This window comes from Methylobacterium sp. CM6257, assembly GCF_054611515.1.
Genome location: NZ_CM137735.1, coordinates 6,278,188 through 6,294,653 on the forward strand (window position 1 = coordinate 6,278,188; position 16,466 = coordinate 6,294,653).

Consider the following 16,466-nt stretch of genomic DNA (forward strand, 5'->3'; position numbering starts at 1 on the left):
GCTCTTCATGGTGCATCCCGTGCGTGGCCGGGCAACCACGCGATCCGGCCTTGCGCACGGATCGGGTAGCCGAGGCACACGAAAAACCCAGAAGTGGAAGGCCCGGAGGGCCTGGCTCGGGTGGCGGCGCGCATCGGTGACGAGCACATCCGGATGGGGGCGTTCAGAATGGCGAGGCGCCGAACGCGCTCCGGAGATCGCGCGGCGAGCCACCATCCGGCGAGGCCGCCCCAGTCATGCCCCATCACGTCGAATGCGCCAGCGCCGTAGCTGTCGGTGGGTGCGATCACGTCGTCCGCCACCCGATCAGGTGGTCGCCGGCGATGTCTCTCAACCGATCGTTAACCAAGCTTGCAGAACCTCGCCGCACAACCGCAGCAGCGAGGTATTCATGGCGCTCGATGGGAACCGACCGCATCCAGGCGCCCTGGCGAAGTATCCAGTCCCGATCGGGCTCATTTCCGCGCTGTTCCGCGCGGATGACGAGGAGCGCGAGCGGATGCTCGCCCGCATGCCGGCCTACGGTCGTGCGCGGCTCGCAGCCTACTGCGCCGAGAATGGGCGACTGGTGGAGCTTGGCCTGAAGGTGGCTCGGGCCTGCGACGAGGCCACGCTTGTGAAGGCCGCAGGACCCGAGGCGGGCGCCGCCTTGTTCGCGCGGTCGCGGGCCGACAAGACGGTGAGCACCGAGCGCCAAGCCGCCTGATCAGGCCTCTCGCCGCGTCGGCTCGAACACGCGCCGACCACTAAAGAGCGACAGCATCCTGCTGTGTCCGTGAGACGGCAGGAGGCTCCAACAACCCGGCTCAGGCTGTGCCCGACGCGCCCAGCGGGACGGGCCGGAAGAACAAGCCTGCCTTCAGACTATCGCCGATGCGGTGCGCGCGCTCGATCAGGGCGATGGCGACCTCGCGTGGGAAATGCGCGGACGCCGTCTCCTCGAACAAGCCGAGCCAGCGCGCGAAATGCTCCGGTTCCAGGCGGCCGAGTGCGAGATGCTTGCCGAACGGGTTGCCCTTGTAGCGTCCGGTCTTGAACAGGACCGAGGACCAGAAGTCCTGGATGGTTGCCATGTGACGGGGCCAGTCCGGATCGGGGATCGCAGCCGCGAAGACCGGACCGATCAGCGCATCGCGGCGCACGCGCGCGTAGAAGGCATCGAGAAAGCGGGCGAGGCTGGCTTCATCGAGGGTGGCTTCGAGCATTGCTTCAGAGATGCCGACACGTGCCGGCCGATTCAAGAGACGCGTGGCCACCGGGTGCGGGAGCCGCGATGGGACGCGCGGATCAGGGATCGGACACGCGCGTCTGATCGTGCTCCGGAGCGCGCGCGGCCGGGATCCTGCCTTTGGCGCCCCTCGCCTCAGAAGCTGTAGTAGTCGGTGCAATGCGCCGGGGGGATGGCACCGGCGAAGCCCCAGATACAGTCGTCGTAGCGGCTCCAGGGCGCGTAGCCGACACCCAGCGCCATCACCGATCCTGCCGCGCCATAGCCGAACCGGCGGGCGCGCAGGCCCCGGCTTTGCACCCCGCCTTCGAAGACGGTCCGGCCAAGATGGCTTGGCCGCCGGGCCCTGACCTGAGCCGATCTCCGGCGGACGGGGCCGCACACGCAAGCGCTGGGCCGACCAGCGTCGACATGGGCGAAGGGGAGCGGCGGTGCACGCCCGGGCCGCGAGAGCGCCGCGGTTGGTCCGGCCAGAAGCACGACGATGAGGACATGGCGGAGCATGGTGCTTCTCTCCCGGCCTCCATGCGACGGTGCAGGTCAGTTAGCCTGCATCCTGGGCCTGCGCATTTGATCGACATCAATGTGACTTCGGCCGAAAGCCCGAACGCTTGGAAGGGATCCGGTTCCTCTTCGGCCTGAGGCAAAGCTCAACTCCCGCCTCTTCGGAGGCCCGCGCCGGGACGCGGCCATGCAGGGATGGGCCCTCCCATACCTGACTTGGCGCCGCATCCATCTGTTGAGGAGGATCAACGCGCGTCGGCAAAATGAGGCTAGTCTTGGGCCGAGGATTCGACGGCCTGTCCCATCGAGGCCACTGCCCCGGCATCCGGGAGTTCTTCGTGCCGAACGTCGCACGCCTGCCGAGCGAGAGGGCCGATGCGGCGCCGCAACCCACCGGAGCCGCCGTCCTGGATCTCGTCCGGGCGCTCCTGCTCGAACTGCACCCCGAGCGCGGCGGATCGATCACGGTCGACCTCGACAGCGACCTCGAACGGGATTTCGGCCTGGACAGCCTCGGGCGGGCCGAGCTGCTCCTGCGCCTGTCGCGCAGCTTCCGGGTGTCGCTGCCGGAGCGGCTGATCGGCGAGGCGGGGACGCCGGCCGAGCTGCTCGCGGCCGTTCGGGCCGCCGGCACCATGCGCGGACCCGTCGCCGCCCCGTGCCCCGAGGCGCTGCCGCCGGCGGCCGAGCCGCACCGGGCCGCCACTTGGCCCGAGGTGCTCGCCTTCCATGTCCGCCACCACCCCGACCGCCCCCATCTCCGATTGCAGCAGGAGGGCGGATCCGAGACCGTGCTCACCTACGCGGCCCTCGACCAGCGCGCGCGCCAAGTCGCGGCCGGCCTCCTGAAGCTCGGTCTTGCCTTCGGCGACCGGGTCGCCCTCATGCTGCCGACCGGGCCCGATTTCTTCCCGGCCTTTCTCGGCGCCATCCTGGCGGGCGGCGTCCCGGTCCCGCTCTACCCACCGTTCCGGCGCGCCCAGATCCAGGATCACCTGCAGCGCCAAGTCGGCATCCTGGCGAACGCCGCGCCGGAGATCCTGATCACCGATGCCGCGATCAAGCCCTTCGCCCGGCTCCTGCGCGACGGCGTCGAGAGCCTGCGGGTGCTGACGACCACCGAGGACCTCGCGGCGGGGGACAGCCTGGCGGCGGCCGTGCCAGCCACGGGCGCGAGCCTCGCGCTGATCCAGTACACCTCCGGCAGCACCGGTGACCCGAAGGGCGTGATGCTGACGCACGCCAACCTGCTCGCCAACGTGCGCGCCATGGGCGAGGCGGTAGGAGCCTCGTCGGCGGATGTGGTGGTGAGCTGGCTGCCCCTCTACCACGATATGGGGCTGATCGGCTGCTGGCTGGGGAGCCTCTATTTCGGCGCACCGGCGGCGATCCTGTCGCCCCTCGCCTTCCTGGCCGATCCGGGACGCTGGCTCCGGACGATCCACCGGCAGCGCGGGACGATCTCGGCCGCCCCGAACTTCGCCTACGAGCTGTGCCTCAAGACGCTGCGCGACGAGGACCTCGCGGGGCTCGACCTCAGCTCCCTGCGGGTGCTGACCAACGGGGCCGAGCCCGTGAGCCCGGACACGCTCGCACGGTTCGCCCGGCGCTTCGCGGCCTTCGGCCTGCGCCCCTCCGCCCTCACGCCCGTTTACGGTCTCGCCGAATGCGCGGTCGGCCTGGCTTTCCCGCCCCTCGGCCGGGGCCCGCAGATCGATTGGATCGACCGCGCGGCGCTGTCGCGCGCGGGCGAGGCCTGCCCGGCCCCGCCCGGCGCCGCAGGGTCTATCGCCTTCGCGGCCTGCGGGCACCCCCTGCGCGGCCACCAGATCCGGATCGTGGACGAGGCCGGGCGCGAGGCGCCGGAGCGCCGGGAGGGCCGGCTGCAGTTCAAGGGCCCCTCGGCGACGACCGGTTACTTCCGGCGTCCCGAGGTGACGCGCGCCCTGTTCGCCGGGTCATGGCTGGAGAGCGGCGACCTCGCCTACATGGCGGGCGGCGACGTCTACGTGACCGGGCGCACCAAGGACATCATCATCCGGGCCGGGCGGAAGATCCATCCGCACGAACTGGAAGAGGTGGCGGGCGGGCTCGACGGTGTGCGCAAGGGCTGCGTCGCGGCCTTCGCGAGCCCCGATCCGCAAAGCGGGACGGAACGGCTGATCCTCGCGGCCGAGACGCGTCTGACCGATGCGGCGGCCCTGGCGGAGCTGCGGCGCACCCTGGCGCGGGCTGCCGCCGGCGTGATCGAGCAGCCCCCCGATGCGGTGGTCCTGTGTCCGCCCCGCACGCTGCCCAAGACGTCGAGCGGGAAGATCCGGCGCGCGGCGACGCGGGCGCTCTACGAGGCGGGCGAACTCGGCCGGCCGGAAGCCGCCCTGCGGACGCAGCTCGCCCGGCTCGCCCTCACGGGGGCTGGGGCGCGGCTGCGCCGGATCGGGCGACTCTGGTCGGAGGCGGCCTACGCGGCGCTCTGGTGGAGCGTCCTCGTCGCCATCGGGGCCGTCCTGTGGCCACTGGTGCTCCTCCTGCCGAACCGCGCGTGGCGCTACGCCGCCTTGCGGACGGGCCTGCGCGCGTTCTTCGGCCTCACGCGGACGCCGCTGACCGTCTCGGGCGCGGCCGCCGGGCACGGTGCCGTCATCGTGGCCAACCATGCGAGCTATCTCGACGGCGCCGTGCTGGCGGCCGTGCTGCCCGGGACGCCGGTCTTCCTCGCCAAGGACGAGCTGGCCCATCAGCACATCGCCGGGCCCTTCCTGCGGCGGCTCGGAACGGCCTTCGTGCATCGCGGCACGGTGGCCGGCATCGCGGACGCGCAGGCCGCTCTCGGGCGGATCCTGGCGGGCGAGCAGCTGGTCGCCTTCCCGGAAGGCACCTTCACCCGGAACCCGGGCCTCCTCGGCTTCCATCCCGGCGCCTTCCTGGACGCGTGCCGAACCGGCGTCCCGGTCGTGCCGGTCGCGATCGCGGGCACGCGGTCGGTTCTGCGCGCCGATCAGTGGTTCCCGCGTCGCGGCGCCATCCACGTCCATATCGGTGCGCCGATCGCCCCCGACGGTGCGGATTTCCACGCGGCGATCCGCCTCCGCGACCGGGCGCGCGCGGCGATTCTCGCGCAGTGCGGCGAGCCGGATCTAGCGCACGAGAGGGGAGAGCCGCCCGTCGCGGCGGCTCCGGCCTGACCATGCGCGCCCACCCCGACGCACCGATCTGCGCAAAGCCGCCCGCGGACGCGGCGGGCACGATCCCGGCCCTGCTCCAGGCCCAGGCTGCCCGCCGCCCAAGGGCGACCGCCTACATGGCGCATGATTCCGCCACGGGCCGTTTCGAGGCGATCACCTGGGCCGCAATGGCCGGGCGGGTCGCCGAACGGGCCGCCGCCCTGGCCCGCGAGGAACTCGGGCCGGGTGAGCGGATCGCGCTCTGGCTGCCGAACGGGGTCGAGTGGGTGGCCTTCGATCAGGCCGCGCTGTCGCTCGGCCTCGTGGTGGTGCCGCTGTTCCCCGACGATGCCCGGGCGAACGCGGCCGACCTTCTGGCGGATTCCGGCGCCCGCGTGGTGGTCGTCCGTGCGGCGGAGGACTGGCACAGCCTCGGCGATCGCGCGAAGCTGCGCACCGCCGTGCGGCGCGTAATCGTGCTCGAGGAGCCGCTCGGATCCGGCGCCTCGGATCCGCGCCTGCGGGGCCTGCGCGCCTGGCTTTCAGGCGCGGGCGGATCCCCGGGTGCCCGCACCGCCCTCGACCCGGACGCGCTGGCGACCATCGTGTACACCTCCGGGACCACCGGCACGCCGAAGGGCGTGATGCTCTCGCACCGCAACCTGCTGTCGGTCGCGCAGGCGGTCCTCGACCGCAACCCGGGTTCGGACCGGGACGTCTTCCTGTCCTACCTGCCGCTCGCCCACATCTTCGAGCGCGTGGTCGGCTGCTACCTGCCCCTGATCCTCGGGGCGCCGGTCGTGTTCGCGCGCTCGGTGGCGCAGCTGCGCGAGGATCTCCTCCTCGCCCGCCCGACGATCCTGCTCGTGGTGCCGAGCCTCCTCGAGCGCCTGCGCCACGCCGTGACGGAGCGGGCGGAACGGACGCGGCTGACGCGCTGGCTGCTGCGCGCGGCGCTTGCCCGGGGCTGGGACCTCTGCGCCGCCCGGCGTGACGGCCGGCGGCTCGGCCTCGCCCGGGCCGCCATCGGCACCCTGCTGCGTGGGATCGTAGGGAGATCCATCCGTCGGTCGTTCGGCGGCCGCCTGCGGCTCGCGGTCTCGGGGGGAGCCGTTCTCCCGGAGGACACCGCCCGCTTCTGCCTCAGCCTCGGGCTGCCCCTCGTCGAGGGGTACGGCCTGACCGAGGCGGCCTCGGCGGTCACGGGATTCCAGCTCGGCCGGACGCGGCCGGGCCTCGTCGGGCCGCCCCTGCCCGGGATGGAGATCCGCATCGGCGCGTCGGGGGAGATCCTCGTCCGCTCGCCGGGCGTGATGCTCGGGTACTGGCGGCGTCCGGACCTCACCCGGAACGCCCTGCGCGACGGCTGGCTGCACACGGGCGACGTCGGCGTCCTGCGGAAGGGCGATCTGTGCATCACCGGCCGGCTCAAGGGCATCCTGGTCCTGTCGACCGGCGAGAAGGTCTCGCCCGAAGCCGTGGAGGCCGCCATCACGCGCGATCCCCTCTTCAGGCAGGCCATGGTGGTAGGCGAAGGCCAGGCGCGCCTGTCGGTCCTGGCCGTGGTCGACGCGGCAACGTGGATGCAGCTCGCGCGGGACCTCGGTCTCGACCCGGCAGCGGAGGGCGCGCTCGACGACGCGGCCGCCCGGCGGGCCGCGCTGGATCGGATCGCCGCGGCGCTGCACGATTGCCCCCGCGCCGCCCGCGTGCAGGCCGTGCGTCTCCTGCGGGCGCCCTGGACCGTCGAGGCCGGCCTGCTCACCCCCACGCTGAAGCTGCGACGCGCCGCCCTGCTCGACCGGTTCGCGGACGCGGTGGCGGCCCTGCGCGGCGAACCGGAGCCGCCGCCCCCCTGAGCAGGGCCGGTGCTCCGGGAGGGCGGTCCGAGCGCGGCTCCGGCCCGACCTAGCCCCTCAGTATTTGTTCGTCAGAACCGCCTCGATTCCGTAGCGGACCAGCCGATCTTTCGATCTTATGCCCGCCCGGATGCGATGAGCGACCTCAAAGGCGATATGATTTTTGGATATATATTCCGGAATCATGGGGAATTCGACAAAAAACCCGGACAGCGCCTCGACCGCCTCTTTGTGGGCTTCGACGGCAAGCCGAATATCCGATGGCGACATCGCGACCTCCCTTCTTGCAAGAGGGCTTGAAGCCGAAGCCGGGAACGGCAGCGTTGATCTCTGTCAATCCGCGCCAGGGCGCGCTGACTCTACTCTGCGACGGACAGCGAATATCGGTGCCGGCGTGATGACGCTGGCCCTTATTTTCGGGGGAGACAGAATCATGGTGACAGTCACGCGCCCAGCCCCGGCCCCATCGACCGGCTTTGCCGGCCGCCGGGCGACGGCCATCGCCAATGCCAACTGGTTTCGGGCCCTGGCCTGCCGGGCGCTTCGCGATGGCCAGCCTGAGAGCGCGCTGCGAGCCGCAAGGGCCAGGAAGGCCGCACGTCTCGTGGTCGCGCGGGCGCGACGCGACGGCCTCCTGCTGGATCAGCCGGTCGGGGCGGTCTGAAGCGCGGGCCTGTCCAGCCGAGCTTGGCGGCCGCGGGAAGGCCGGCCCTCGGAACGGGTTTGCGTTGGATCAAGGGACATCGTGCTGCGGCGTGCAGGATGCCTGCATTCGAGATCCGCCGGAGCGCGTGATGGCCAAACCCCCAAGGGAATCTCAGTTCTTCGATCCGTTCGGGATCGTGCCTTTCCTCGCCGCAGAATGGGGGCCCCTCCTCGGCGCCGCCCATGAGCTGAAGGATATCGATTCCGATTACGTCCAGACGATGCTGGAGAACGACACCTCCGGCACGCCGTCGCGATTCCGCAATCTCGCGAGGCTGATGAGGACCCTCCACGTCGATCCGGAGACGATCAGGCTGAGCGAGCCTGACCTCATGAACGCGCTTGAGGCCAATTGCTGCCGTTGCCAGCAGCGCGACCGCTGCCTGCGGGAACTCGCCTCGGGAACGGCCGCCGGCACCTACCCGGAATTCTGCCTCAACGCGCCGCGCCTCCGCCGGCTTGCGCCCGCCTGAGCCGGACAGGCCGCGCCGCGGTGACCTCCCGATCCCGGAGGCCCGGTGGATACGACCGCAAGGCAGGCTTCATACGCCGAAAGCGAAGCGACTGAGCCAAGCGTCCCGATGGGCCTCCGCGACCGTCGTGCAGGCTGAGCCGCCCGAATCCCGCCCGTGCTCCCCTGGCCCATGGCGGTCGGGACAGGGGAGCCCGGGAGGCGGCGGCGCACATTCGGCGCTTGGGCGGGAGGACGGCTCGGCACGGGAGAGGTAGGCGGGCCTGAACTGGGCGAGCTCCTCCAGCTTGCGCCGGTTCAGGATCGTCAGGCGCCGGCCCTTCAGGGCGATCAGGCGACCTCGGCGCAGTTCCTGCAGCGTACGGTTGATGTGCACGCTGGTCTGGCCCAGCGCATCACCGAGATCGCTCTGGGTGATCGGCATGGGACAGCAATCCCCGTCCGCGAGGCCCACCGCGGCCAGCCGCGCGTGCAGCTCGCAGAGCAGGTGGGCGAGGCGCTCGATGCCGGTGCGGCAGCCGAGGCTGACCGCCCACTCCCACTGGATCGCCGCGGTGGCCAGCGCCTCGCGCTGAAGCGCCTCCTCCAGTGCCGGACTGCTCGCCATCAGGTCGCGAAGCGAGCAGGCCGGGATCTGGGCGAAAGTGACCGGCGTCAGGGCCGCCACGGCGTGGGTGCACCGGCATTGCCACGGGATAGCAGGCTCGCAGGGATCGCCGGGGAGGAGGATCGAGACGATCTGCTGGCGCCCGTCCGCGAATTGCCGATAGCGGCAGGCCCAGCCCGTCAGAATGAACTGGGTGCCGTTCAGGCAGTCGCCTTCCACCGCGATGTCGGTGCGGGCAGCCACGTTGCGCACCGGCGCAAGGGCCTCGGTGAGCCGGAGGCAATCGATGTCGCTGAGGCGCGCGAACGTCCCGAGCTTGCGGATCAGGTGCTCGACCAAGTCAGCCCTCCCCTGCAGCCTCCAAAGCTTAAGACGGCCTGCCGAACAGGTCTCCGGCTGACGGGCCGAATCGATGCCCATCAACCGCGCGGCGGGGTGCCGCTCATGCCTGCGTCCGATAGGTGCCCGTCAGCTCGGCTTCGCTGAGGATGTTCGCGCGCGCGTGGTCCCAGACCTCCGCTGCCGAGGGTTGCCCCTCGAGGCCAAGCGTTCCGACCCCGAGGGCAGCGAGACGGAGGCGGTAGGTATGCGGCGGATCGCCGACAGGCGGCTGCGGCCCGTCGTAGTGCGGGTTCCGAAAGTCGTTGACCCCATGCCGCAGCCCTTCCACCCGGGCTCCCGAGCTGCCGCCCTCGGGCAAATGCCGCCGCTCGGCCGGGATGTCGTAGACGATCCAGTGCCGGAACGACGGGACCGGTGCGTCGGGATCCTCCATCAGAAGGACGAAGCTTCGGGTGCCGGGCGGTGGCTCCGTCCATTGCAGCGGCGGAGACACGTTGTTGCCGCGCCGGGCGTAGCGATCCGGGATCGGGCCGCCATTCTCGAATGCCGGGCTGCTCAAGGCAAAGGCCATCGTCGCCCCCCCTTTGTGACGGTCATCTTCGACCGAGAACTGTTCGAACGCGCTCAAACCGCCCTCGTGTGGTAGCGCAGGAGCCGGGACGACCATGCCGATCCGCCCAAGGGTTGGGAGGACGGATCCGGGCATGGCCCCGCGGACACGCCGCACCAATGCGCTCGAACGACCCAACCCGCGTGTCGCGCGTCCGCGCCACGGATTGCGGGAGGGTCACCGCGTACAACCGACGCAGATTCCGCGCGTGATGGCATCGTCGCGGATCTGATCCGGCGTGCGCCGCTGGATCTCGTTGCTCTTGTTGACATCGAGCATGCCCGGCTTCGGCACGGTCGCGCCGCTCTTCGCAATGTAGTCGCTCCGATTGGCTGCAACTTCCATCGGATCTGACGCATCGCCAGCCGAGACCAGATCCGGCAACACCACCGAAAGACCGATCAAATATCCAATAGCGAGAGGATACCGCATCGCCACCTCCGCCGAAGAGATTGATACGACATCAAAGGCCGATCATCGTTCGACACATTGATGTACCTCAAGACTTCAGCAGGCATCGCCGCGCTGGCGCGTGCGGTGGGTGGGGTTGGTGTTGCGCTAGATCAAGGCTCGCCGGTCTAGGGCGGGCAGAGTCCGCCCGAGGCTGCGGGCCGGGAGCCTTCGGGCCGAGCCTCTTCGGAACGGGCCTGCGGGAGGCAGGCCGGGAGGGACGCCATGACCGACAAGGACCTGCGCCGGGCCGTGCTCGACGAGCTCGACTTCGATCCCAGCCTGGACGCTGGCGCCATCGGCGTGAGCGTGGCGGACGGCGTCGTCACGCTCACCGGCCATGTCGGCAGCTACGCCGAGAAGGTCGAGGCCGAGCGCGCCGCCCGCCGCGTCCGGGGCGTGCGCGCCCTCGCCCAGGAGATCCAGGTCCGCTACCCCGACGACAAGAAGGTCGCCGACGACCAGATCGCCGCCCGGGCGCTGGCGATCATCGACTGGTCGGTGCACCTGCCCAAGGACGCCCTCCAGGTCAAAGTCGCCGGCGGCTGGATCACGCTCACCGGCGCGGTGGCCTGGCAGTACCAGGTGGCGGCCGCCGAGGCAGCGGTGCGCAAGCTGTCGGGCGTGCACGGGGTGACCAACCTGATCACGGTCCAGCCCCGGGTCCCGCCCAGCGCGGTCAAGGACAAGATCCTGCAGGCGTTCCGCCGCAGCGCGCTGTTCGAGGCCGACGCCATCAAGGTCAGCGTCGCGGGCGACACCGTCACCCTGGAGGGCGCCGTCTCGGCCTGGGCCGAGCGCGAGGCCGCCGAGCGCGCCGCCTGGTCCGTGCCCGGCGTGCGCGCCGTCAACGACCGCATCGTCGCCCTCGCCTGACAGGAACGACCGGACAGGGACGCACCCGCCCGATCGCCGACGAACCCGCAGACAGCCATGGAGACGCGTTATGACGGACAGCCATTCACACGACGTCGTCGAGCATGAGGGCATGCGCGGGGAGCGCGCCCATGAGGATGACCGGTTAGCCGGCCGCATCGGCGACCATGTTAGACGGGCCTTGCAGGACATCCTGAAAAGCCCCGAAGCGTTGCGGCAGGCGCTCCTGTCGGGACCGCACGAGCATCAGTTGAGCCGCCGGGTGGCCAACGGCTTGGATCCGGCCGCATTGACGGCGCTGTTCGCTGCCGGCGGGATCGGCTTCGGCCTGGCTTGGTTGATCTTCGGCCAGCATTGGCACCGGACGGATTACGTTGCGCGCCGGATGAGCCACAGCAGCGAACAAATGGTCTAGCGCGTGCTGCCACCGGAAGGCCGGGTCCCGCGTTTCCGTAACAGGCTCCACGCCCCGACTGACTTCACCCGCGGCCGACCGGCCGCGCATCTTCCGAGACCCGAAACCCCATACGGCAAATCTGTGCATGAGATCTGAAAACAGTCGAAGGAACTCGCCACCATGGACGACTTCGATCACATCCTGAACTGGAAGCTTCTCCGGGGCTCGCACCGGTTTCCCGGCCCCGACGGGGGGACTTGCATCAACGAGGCGGCGATCGTCGCCTGCGGCTTTCCCTATCAGCCGGTCGCCTCCGTCGGCCGCATGCCGGACTGCTTCTCGCGCCCGATCTGTCAGTTTGCCATGCGTCTGAACGACGAGGCCACCGACGAGGAGCGGGCGCGCCTGTTGCCGTTCGTGACCCGCCTGGCCTGTGCCGACACGCCCGAGATCGAGCTTGAGCGCGCCCGCTACATCGACCAGCACATCAACTTCGATCGGACGCTGCGCTATCATTTCTCCTTCGACCGGGGCCTCGCCGCTCTCGAAGGTGCCCTGGCGATCGGGCGGCAGGCGGACCCGCTCGGGATGGACGTGGCGGCTGCCCGGCTGGAAGCGGTGCGCCCCCCGGCAAAGCCGGAGAAGAGGAACGCCCGCTTCCTGCCCGCAGCGATGAAGGCGTGGCTGGGCCTCGGGAAGACGACCGAGGCGGAGACCGAGACCCTCGCGAGCAGCTAGCGCCGCGCAGCGGCGCGAGGGTGCCGAAAAGGGGGCATTCGGCTTCCCGGCGGATTCGCCGAATGCCCGAGCCTGCTCTCCGGCCGGCGGAGGGGCGCCGATAGCGCTGCCGTCCCCGGCGATCCACGGTGCATTCCGGGATCGCCGGGCCGTCAAAGCGGAGCCGGGGCGCCGGAGGTGCGGACCTTCAGGTGCTCCCGGAACCAGCGTGCCGCGTGCTGCGCCACCGTCTCGAGCGTGCCCGGCTCCTCGAAGAGGTGCGACGCACCGGGTACGACGACCAGGCGCTTGACGCAGGTCAGACGGGCCAGGGCCGCCTCGTTCAGCGCGAGAACCTCCGGGTCACGGCTGCCCACGAGCAGCAGCGTCGGCGCCCGCACGCGCGGCAGGGCCGCGGCCGCCATGTCGGGCCGGCCGCCGCGCGACACGACCGCACCGACCAGATCCGGCTCGGCCGCAGCCGCGACCAGCACGGCCGCGGCCCCGGTGCTCGCGCCGAAATAGCCCCGCGGCAGTTGCCGCAGGTCCGGCTGGCCGGGAAGCCACGCCGCCACCGCGTGCAGTCGCGCGGCCAGGAACGGGATGTCGAAGCGCAACCGACCGGTCCGGCGGTCGGCCGTCTCCTCGTCCGGGGTCAGAAGATCGGCCAGCACCGTCGCGAAGCCCGCCGCGTTGAGGGCCTGCGCGACGCTGCGATTGCGCGGGCTGAACCGGCCGCTCCCGGAGCCATGCGCGAACAGGATGACGCCCCCGGGATCTCGCGGGACGCGCAGGTCGGCATCCAGGAACGCGGCGGCGGCCGGAATCCGGATCTGCTGCTCGCGCGGGGCGAGAATCTCGTCCATGGCCAGCTCCGTCGCTGGAGTGAAGAATCGCGCCGGCGGCTCACAGGCCGACCGGGAAGGTCTCCGGCACCTCGCCCGCATCCCAGGCGGCCGTCCGTTCCAAAGGCGTCACCGCGCGGGTCTCGTCGAAGTGGAGGATCGCGTCGAACTGATCCGGCAGGCAGGCCCGGAAGTAATGGCTCTGCAGCTCCGTATCGGGCCGGTAGATGACGCCGATCGCCCGCTCGGTGCGGGCCGCCCGGAGCATCTGCGCCGCCTCGCTGCCGGCCGTGAGGGGCAGCAGGAAGCGGCCTGCGCCGAGGGCGTGGAACAAGGCCTCGTAGCTGCCGGGGCGCGCAGGCCGGACACGCTTGCGCTCGGCCGGCTGATCCCAGTCGGAGGCGGCCGTCACGGTCCCCGCATAAGTGGTGAAGCCGACGTTCACGACGGCACGGCCGTAGCGCTCCCGCAGCAGCTGCCCCAGGTTCAGCTCGCCCCGCTCGCCCATCGCGGTGGCGCGCGCGTCCCCGAGATGGGAGTTGTGCGCCCAGACGGCGATCTTCACGGGGCCAGGCCGGCGCTCCAGATGCGCCACCAGCCGCTCCAGGCTCTCGGCCATGTGGCGGTCCCGCAGGTTCCAGGAGGACACCTCCGCGAGGAACATCGTGCGGTAATAGGCCTCGGCGCTCTTGACGACGCGCGCGTTCTGCTCGGCGTTGAAGAGTTCCTCGTCGTCGGTGCTGCCGCTCCACGCCAGGGTATCGGCCGTGCGCCGCTGCAGGGCCAGGAGCTGGGCTACGGCCTGTTCCTGGCAGGATCCGATGCCCTTCAGCCCGGTCATGAAGCCGTAAATCTGCCCGCTGTCGCCGAACCGGTCGAAGCAGGCGTAACGCGCGCGCGCCGCCTCGGCCGCGGCCGGATCGAGCGTTTGCAGGCAGCAGAGCACCGCCTTCATCGAGGCGCGCAGGCTGTAGAGATCGATGCCGTAGACGCCCACCCGGGCCTCAGCCGGCCTGCCCAGATTGTAGGTGCGCAGCCACTCGATGAAATCGACCATCTCGGTGTTGCGCCACATCCAGGTCGGGAACCGGCGGAAGCCGGCGAGCGCCTCGACGGCGTCGAGGTCGTCGCTGTCGCCGCGGACATAGCGGTTCACCCGCCAGGCATCGGGCCAGTCGGCCTCGATAGCCACGGCCCCGAACCCCTTGTCCATGATCAGCCGCCGGGTGATCTCCGCCCGTTCCCGGTAGAATTCGTGCGTTCCGTGGGAGGCTTCGCCGAGCAGCGCGAAGCCGGCATCGCCGATCAGCGCCAGCAGGGGATTATACTCATTCGGGCCGCCCGCCAGGGGGATCGCCGCGTCGCGCAGGCGCCGGAGAATCGCCGCGTCGGGCTCATCGTCAGTGCCCGCCGCGGCGGGATTGCCCGCGCCCGAGGCCTGCGCGCGCCCGAGCAGGCGACGCACCTCGTCGTCGCTCGTCTGCGTGAAATCCCGGTACGCGGCGCCCACCGCCCAGAACGGTTCGGGCAGGTCGGTGCAAATGACCGCATCCGCCTCGTGTTTCAGGCGCTCGACCGTCTCGCGGGAGGCGGTGGGCACGGCCACGACCACCTCCTTCGGATTGCGCTGCCGGATCGCCTGGATGGCGGCCTGCATCGAGGCGCCGGTGGCCAGGCCATCGTCTACCAGGATGACGGTCCGCCCGCTGACCTCGGCGGGAGCGCGACCGCCGCGATAGACGCGTTCGCGCCGCAGGAGCTCCTCCCGTTCCTGCGCGGTGACCGCCTCGATCAGGTAAGGGGGGACCTTCAGGGACGCGACGATGTCGTGATTGAGCACCCGCACGTCGCCGCTGGCGATCGCGCCCATGGCGAGCTCCTCGTAGCCCGGCACACCGAGCTTGCGCACGACGAACACGTCGAGGGGTGCGTGCAGCGCGTCAGCCACCGCGGCCGCCACCGGAACGCCGCCGCGCGGCAGCGCCAGGATCACGACGTCGGGGCGCCCGGCGAAGGTGGCGAGCTCCTTGGCGAGCTCGCGCCCCGCTTCGGCGCGGTCGCGAAAAATGCGCTCGGCCATCACCACCCTCCCGCTGCGCAGTTCTTGGAAGAGGATTGTCGTTCGCCGGGGCGGGTAACCCGATGCGCCGGGCCCACCCCGGACACGCGTCCGGATGCCGGCTATGCGGCCTGAACGGCGATCGTCTTCTCGGTCTTCGCCTCCGCGGTCTTCGGCAGCGTGACCGTCAGCACGCCGTTCTTGAGGACCGCCTCGATCTTGCTCGCGTCCACGCCCGGCGGCATGCGGAAGGCGCGCTCGATCGAGCCGAACCGGCGCTCGGACAGGTAGAAGCCCTCGCCCTTCCGGTCCTGTTCTTGCCGCTTCTCCCCCTTGATCGTCAGCATACCGTCGGTGACTTTGACCTCGATATGCTTCTCATCAATGCCGGGAAGCTCGGCCGTCACTTCATAACAGGTCGGCTTGTTCTGTATGTCGGCCACGGGAGACAATTGCCACATCGCGCCGCTGGTGAACGGCGTGGTGGCCGCCCCGAGGAAATCGAAGGGCACGCGCTTCAGGCTGCGCGCCAGATCATCGATGAGATGATCGATGTCCCGGCGCACATTCTCGAAGGGTCGCCACTCGGCCGGTGCGGACGCGCGCTCAGGCCCGTCGCTGCTGACCGCTACTCTTGTACCCGACTCGGCCATGTTGAATGCCTCCTCTGAAAAAGCGGTCCGCATTGGTACGGCCAGCCCACCGACGCAGCATTGATCCATCTCAAGATCAGCCGCGCTCGCAGAATGAATTTCAATGTCGACCGGCACTCCTGAGCACGAATAGTCGAGGACTAAAGGCACAGACACCAAGACAAGGGAGCCCCAATATTATCGGCGCGCGGAATCCGCCTGCGTAGCATACCCGCGGTGGCAGGCTGCGTTTCTTCTATGGGGCACGGCAGCCTCCGGTTCGCCGGGCGGTCTGCGCGGCGATGCTGCTTCAGCGGTGATGCGCGGATACAGCGCGCAGAACCTCGCCCGAGAGCCCGGCACCGACCTTGTGCGAGATGTCGCCGAGGCTCACCATGCCGACGAGCTTCTGGTGCGCGTCGATAACCGGAAGTCGGCGGATCCGCTTGTTCTCCATGATCTTGATCGCCTGAGCGAGATCGTCATCCGGCGCGCAGCAGACGACCCGGGTGGTCATCACGTCGTTCGCCGTCATGGTCTGCGGGTCCTTGCCGTCCGCCAGGGCGCGGCACGTGATGTCGCGGTCGGTGACGATACCGACCAAGTGGCCGTCCGCCTTCACGGGGAGCGCACCCACATCGGCATCCCGCATCTGCCTCGCGATCACATCGACGCGCGTCTCGGCCGCGACGAAAGTCGCACCTTTGTGCATGACGTCACTGACTTTCATGAGCCTGCCCTCATGCCGATCATTTCAGCCCTGCCCGCAGATCAACCCCGGGCGGCCACGATGTCGAACCTTCCCGCCGGTCGAAACGGCCGGCTTTGATGCAGGTCAACAGAATAACCTCCGCTGCGCCCCAGTATTCATGTGAATCAGGGGCCGGAACCAGAGCCGATCGGCAACACCGGGCGAGGCTGCGAACGTCCTCGGGCCGTGTGGGCGCTTGCCGGTGGGGTCGGCGCAGGAACCCGGGCCTGCCGATCCGCGCGAAGGCG

General features: G+C 70.3%; 19 protein-coding genes. 8 read left to right on the plus strand and 11 right to left on the minus strand.

The window, feature by feature from the left end:
* Positions 1–5: 5 nt before the first annotated feature.
* Complete coding sequence (locus tag ACYCO6_RS30560; protein WP_459773788.1) at positions 6–245, minus strand: alpha/beta fold hydrolase; 240 nt, start codon at positions 243–245, stop codon at positions 6–8.
* Between the two features lie 146 nt (positions 246–391).
* Here ACYCO6_RS30560 and ACYCO6_RS30565 point away from each other — a divergent pair, with 146 nt between their 5' ends.
* Positions 392–706 carry a hypothetical protein gene (locus tag ACYCO6_RS30565; RefSeq protein ID WP_459766390.1) on the plus strand — a complete coding sequence of 105 codons (315 nt, stop codon included), beginning with the start codon at positions 392–394 and terminating at the stop codon, positions 704–706.
* 100 nt (positions 707–806) lie between these two features.
* Here ACYCO6_RS30565 and ACYCO6_RS30570 read toward each other — a convergent pair whose 3' ends face one another.
* Positions 807–1,205: a group III truncated hemoglobin gene (locus tag ACYCO6_RS30570; protein ID WP_459766392.1), complete on the minus strand. Its 399-nt coding sequence runs from the start codon at positions 1,203–1,205 to the stop codon at positions 807–809.
* A gap of 158 nt (positions 1,206–1,363) precedes the next feature.
* Positions 1,364–1,732 (minus strand): hypothetical protein, encoded by a 369-nt coding sequence (locus ACYCO6_RS30575; protein ID WP_459766394.1) that lies wholly within the window; start codon positions 1,730–1,732, stop codon positions 1,364–1,366.
* 275 nt (positions 1,733–2,007) lie between these two features.
* Here ACYCO6_RS30575 and ACYCO6_RS30580 point away from each other — a divergent pair, with 275 nt between their 5' ends.
* Positions 2,008–4,917, plus strand: a complete 2,910-nt coding sequence (locus ACYCO6_RS30580; protein ID WP_459766396.1) for an AMP-binding protein — start codon at positions 2,008–2,010, stop codon at positions 4,915–4,917.
* Between the two features lie 2 nt (positions 4,918–4,919).
* A complete protein-coding gene (locus ACYCO6_RS30585; RefSeq protein WP_459766398.1) occupies positions 4,920–6,755 on the plus strand; it encodes an AMP-dependent synthetase/ligase in 1,836 nt (611 codons plus the stop codon).
* A gap of 57 nt (positions 6,756–6,812) precedes the next feature.
* Here ACYCO6_RS30585 and ACYCO6_RS30590 read toward each other — a convergent pair whose 3' ends face one another.
* Positions 6,813–7,025, minus strand: coding sequence for a hypothetical protein (locus tag ACYCO6_RS30590; protein WP_459766400.1), 213 nt, complete (start codon positions 7,023–7,025; stop codon positions 6,813–6,815).
* Positions 7,026–7,188: 163 nt separating this feature from the next.
* Between ACYCO6_RS30590 and ACYCO6_RS30595 the strand changes: the two genes are divergently transcribed.
* Positions 7,189–7,419, plus strand: coding sequence for a hypothetical protein (locus ACYCO6_RS30595; protein WP_459766402.1), 231 nt, complete (start codon positions 7,189–7,191; stop codon positions 7,417–7,419).
* 130 nt (positions 7,420–7,549) lie between these two features.
* Complete coding sequence (locus ACYCO6_RS30600; RefSeq protein WP_459766404.1) at positions 7,550–7,933, plus strand: DUF6455 family protein; 384 nt, start codon at positions 7,550–7,552, stop codon at positions 7,931–7,933.
* 69 nt (positions 7,934–8,002) lie between these two features.
* Here the strand turns inward: ACYCO6_RS30600 and ACYCO6_RS30605 are convergent, their stop codons facing one another.
* The 3 genes from ACYCO6_RS30605 to ACYCO6_RS30615 form a co-directional block, all read right to left on the minus strand.
* Positions 8,003–8,878: a Crp/Fnr family transcriptional regulator gene (locus tag ACYCO6_RS30605; protein ID WP_459766406.1), complete on the minus strand. Its 876-nt coding sequence runs from the start codon at positions 8,876–8,878 to the stop codon at positions 8,003–8,005.
* A gap of 103 nt (positions 8,879–8,981) precedes the next feature.
* A complete protein-coding gene (locus tag ACYCO6_RS30610) occupies positions 8,982–9,548 on the minus strand; it encodes a YbhB/YbcL family Raf kinase inhibitor-like protein (protein WP_459766408.1) in 567 nt (188 codons plus the stop codon).
* 120 nt (positions 9,549–9,668) lie between these two features.
* Complete coding sequence (locus ACYCO6_RS30615) at positions 9,669–9,923, minus strand: hypothetical protein (RefSeq protein WP_459766410.1); 255 nt, start codon at positions 9,921–9,923, stop codon at positions 9,669–9,671.
* Between the two features lie 243 nt (positions 9,924–10,166).
* On the opposite strand from ACYCO6_RS30615, the gene ACYCO6_RS30620 reads away from it, so the two are divergent.
* The 3 genes from ACYCO6_RS30620 (at position 10,167) to ACYCO6_RS30630 (ending at position 11,952) form a co-directional block, all read left to right on the plus strand.
* A complete protein-coding gene (locus tag ACYCO6_RS30620) occupies positions 10,167–10,817 on the plus strand; it encodes a BON domain-containing protein (RefSeq protein ID WP_459766412.1) in 651 nt (216 codons plus the stop codon).
* A gap of 70 nt (positions 10,818–10,887) precedes the next feature.
* Positions 10,888–11,232: a hypothetical protein gene (locus ACYCO6_RS30625; protein ID WP_459766414.1), complete on the plus strand. Its 345-nt coding sequence runs from the start codon at positions 10,888–10,890 to the stop codon at positions 11,230–11,232.
* A gap of 162 nt (positions 11,233–11,394) precedes the next feature.
* On the plus strand, positions 11,395–11,952 hold the full coding sequence (locus ACYCO6_RS30630) for a hypothetical protein (protein WP_459766416.1): 558 nt from the start codon (positions 11,395–11,397) through the stop codon (positions 11,950–11,952).
* 152 nt (positions 11,953–12,104) lie between these two features.
* Here ACYCO6_RS30630 and ACYCO6_RS30635 read toward each other — a convergent pair whose 3' ends face one another.
* The 4 genes from ACYCO6_RS30635 to ACYCO6_RS30650 form a co-directional block, all read right to left on the minus strand.
* Complete coding sequence (locus ACYCO6_RS30635) at positions 12,105–12,797, minus strand: dienelactone hydrolase family protein (RefSeq protein ID WP_459766418.1); 693 nt, start codon at positions 12,795–12,797, stop codon at positions 12,105–12,107.
* A gap of 40 nt (positions 12,798–12,837) precedes the next feature.
* On the minus strand, positions 12,838–14,856 hold the full coding sequence (locus ACYCO6_RS30640) for an erythromycin esterase family protein (RefSeq protein ID WP_459766421.1): 2,019 nt from the start codon (positions 14,854–14,856) through the stop codon (positions 12,838–12,840).
* A 101-nt stretch (positions 14,857–14,957) separates the two neighbouring features.
* The gene (locus ACYCO6_RS30645; RefSeq protein ID WP_459766423.1) at positions 14,958–15,488 is read right to left on the minus strand and encodes an Hsp20/alpha crystallin family protein; all 531 of its coding nucleotides are present in this window, start codon (positions 15,486–15,488) and stop codon (positions 14,958–14,960) included.
* Positions 15,489–15,777: 289 nt separating this feature from the next.
* Positions 15,778–16,197: a CBS domain-containing protein gene (locus ACYCO6_RS30650; protein WP_459766425.1), complete on the minus strand. Its 420-nt coding sequence runs from the start codon at positions 16,195–16,197 to the stop codon at positions 15,778–15,780.
* Positions 16,198–16,466: the final 269 nt, after the last annotated feature.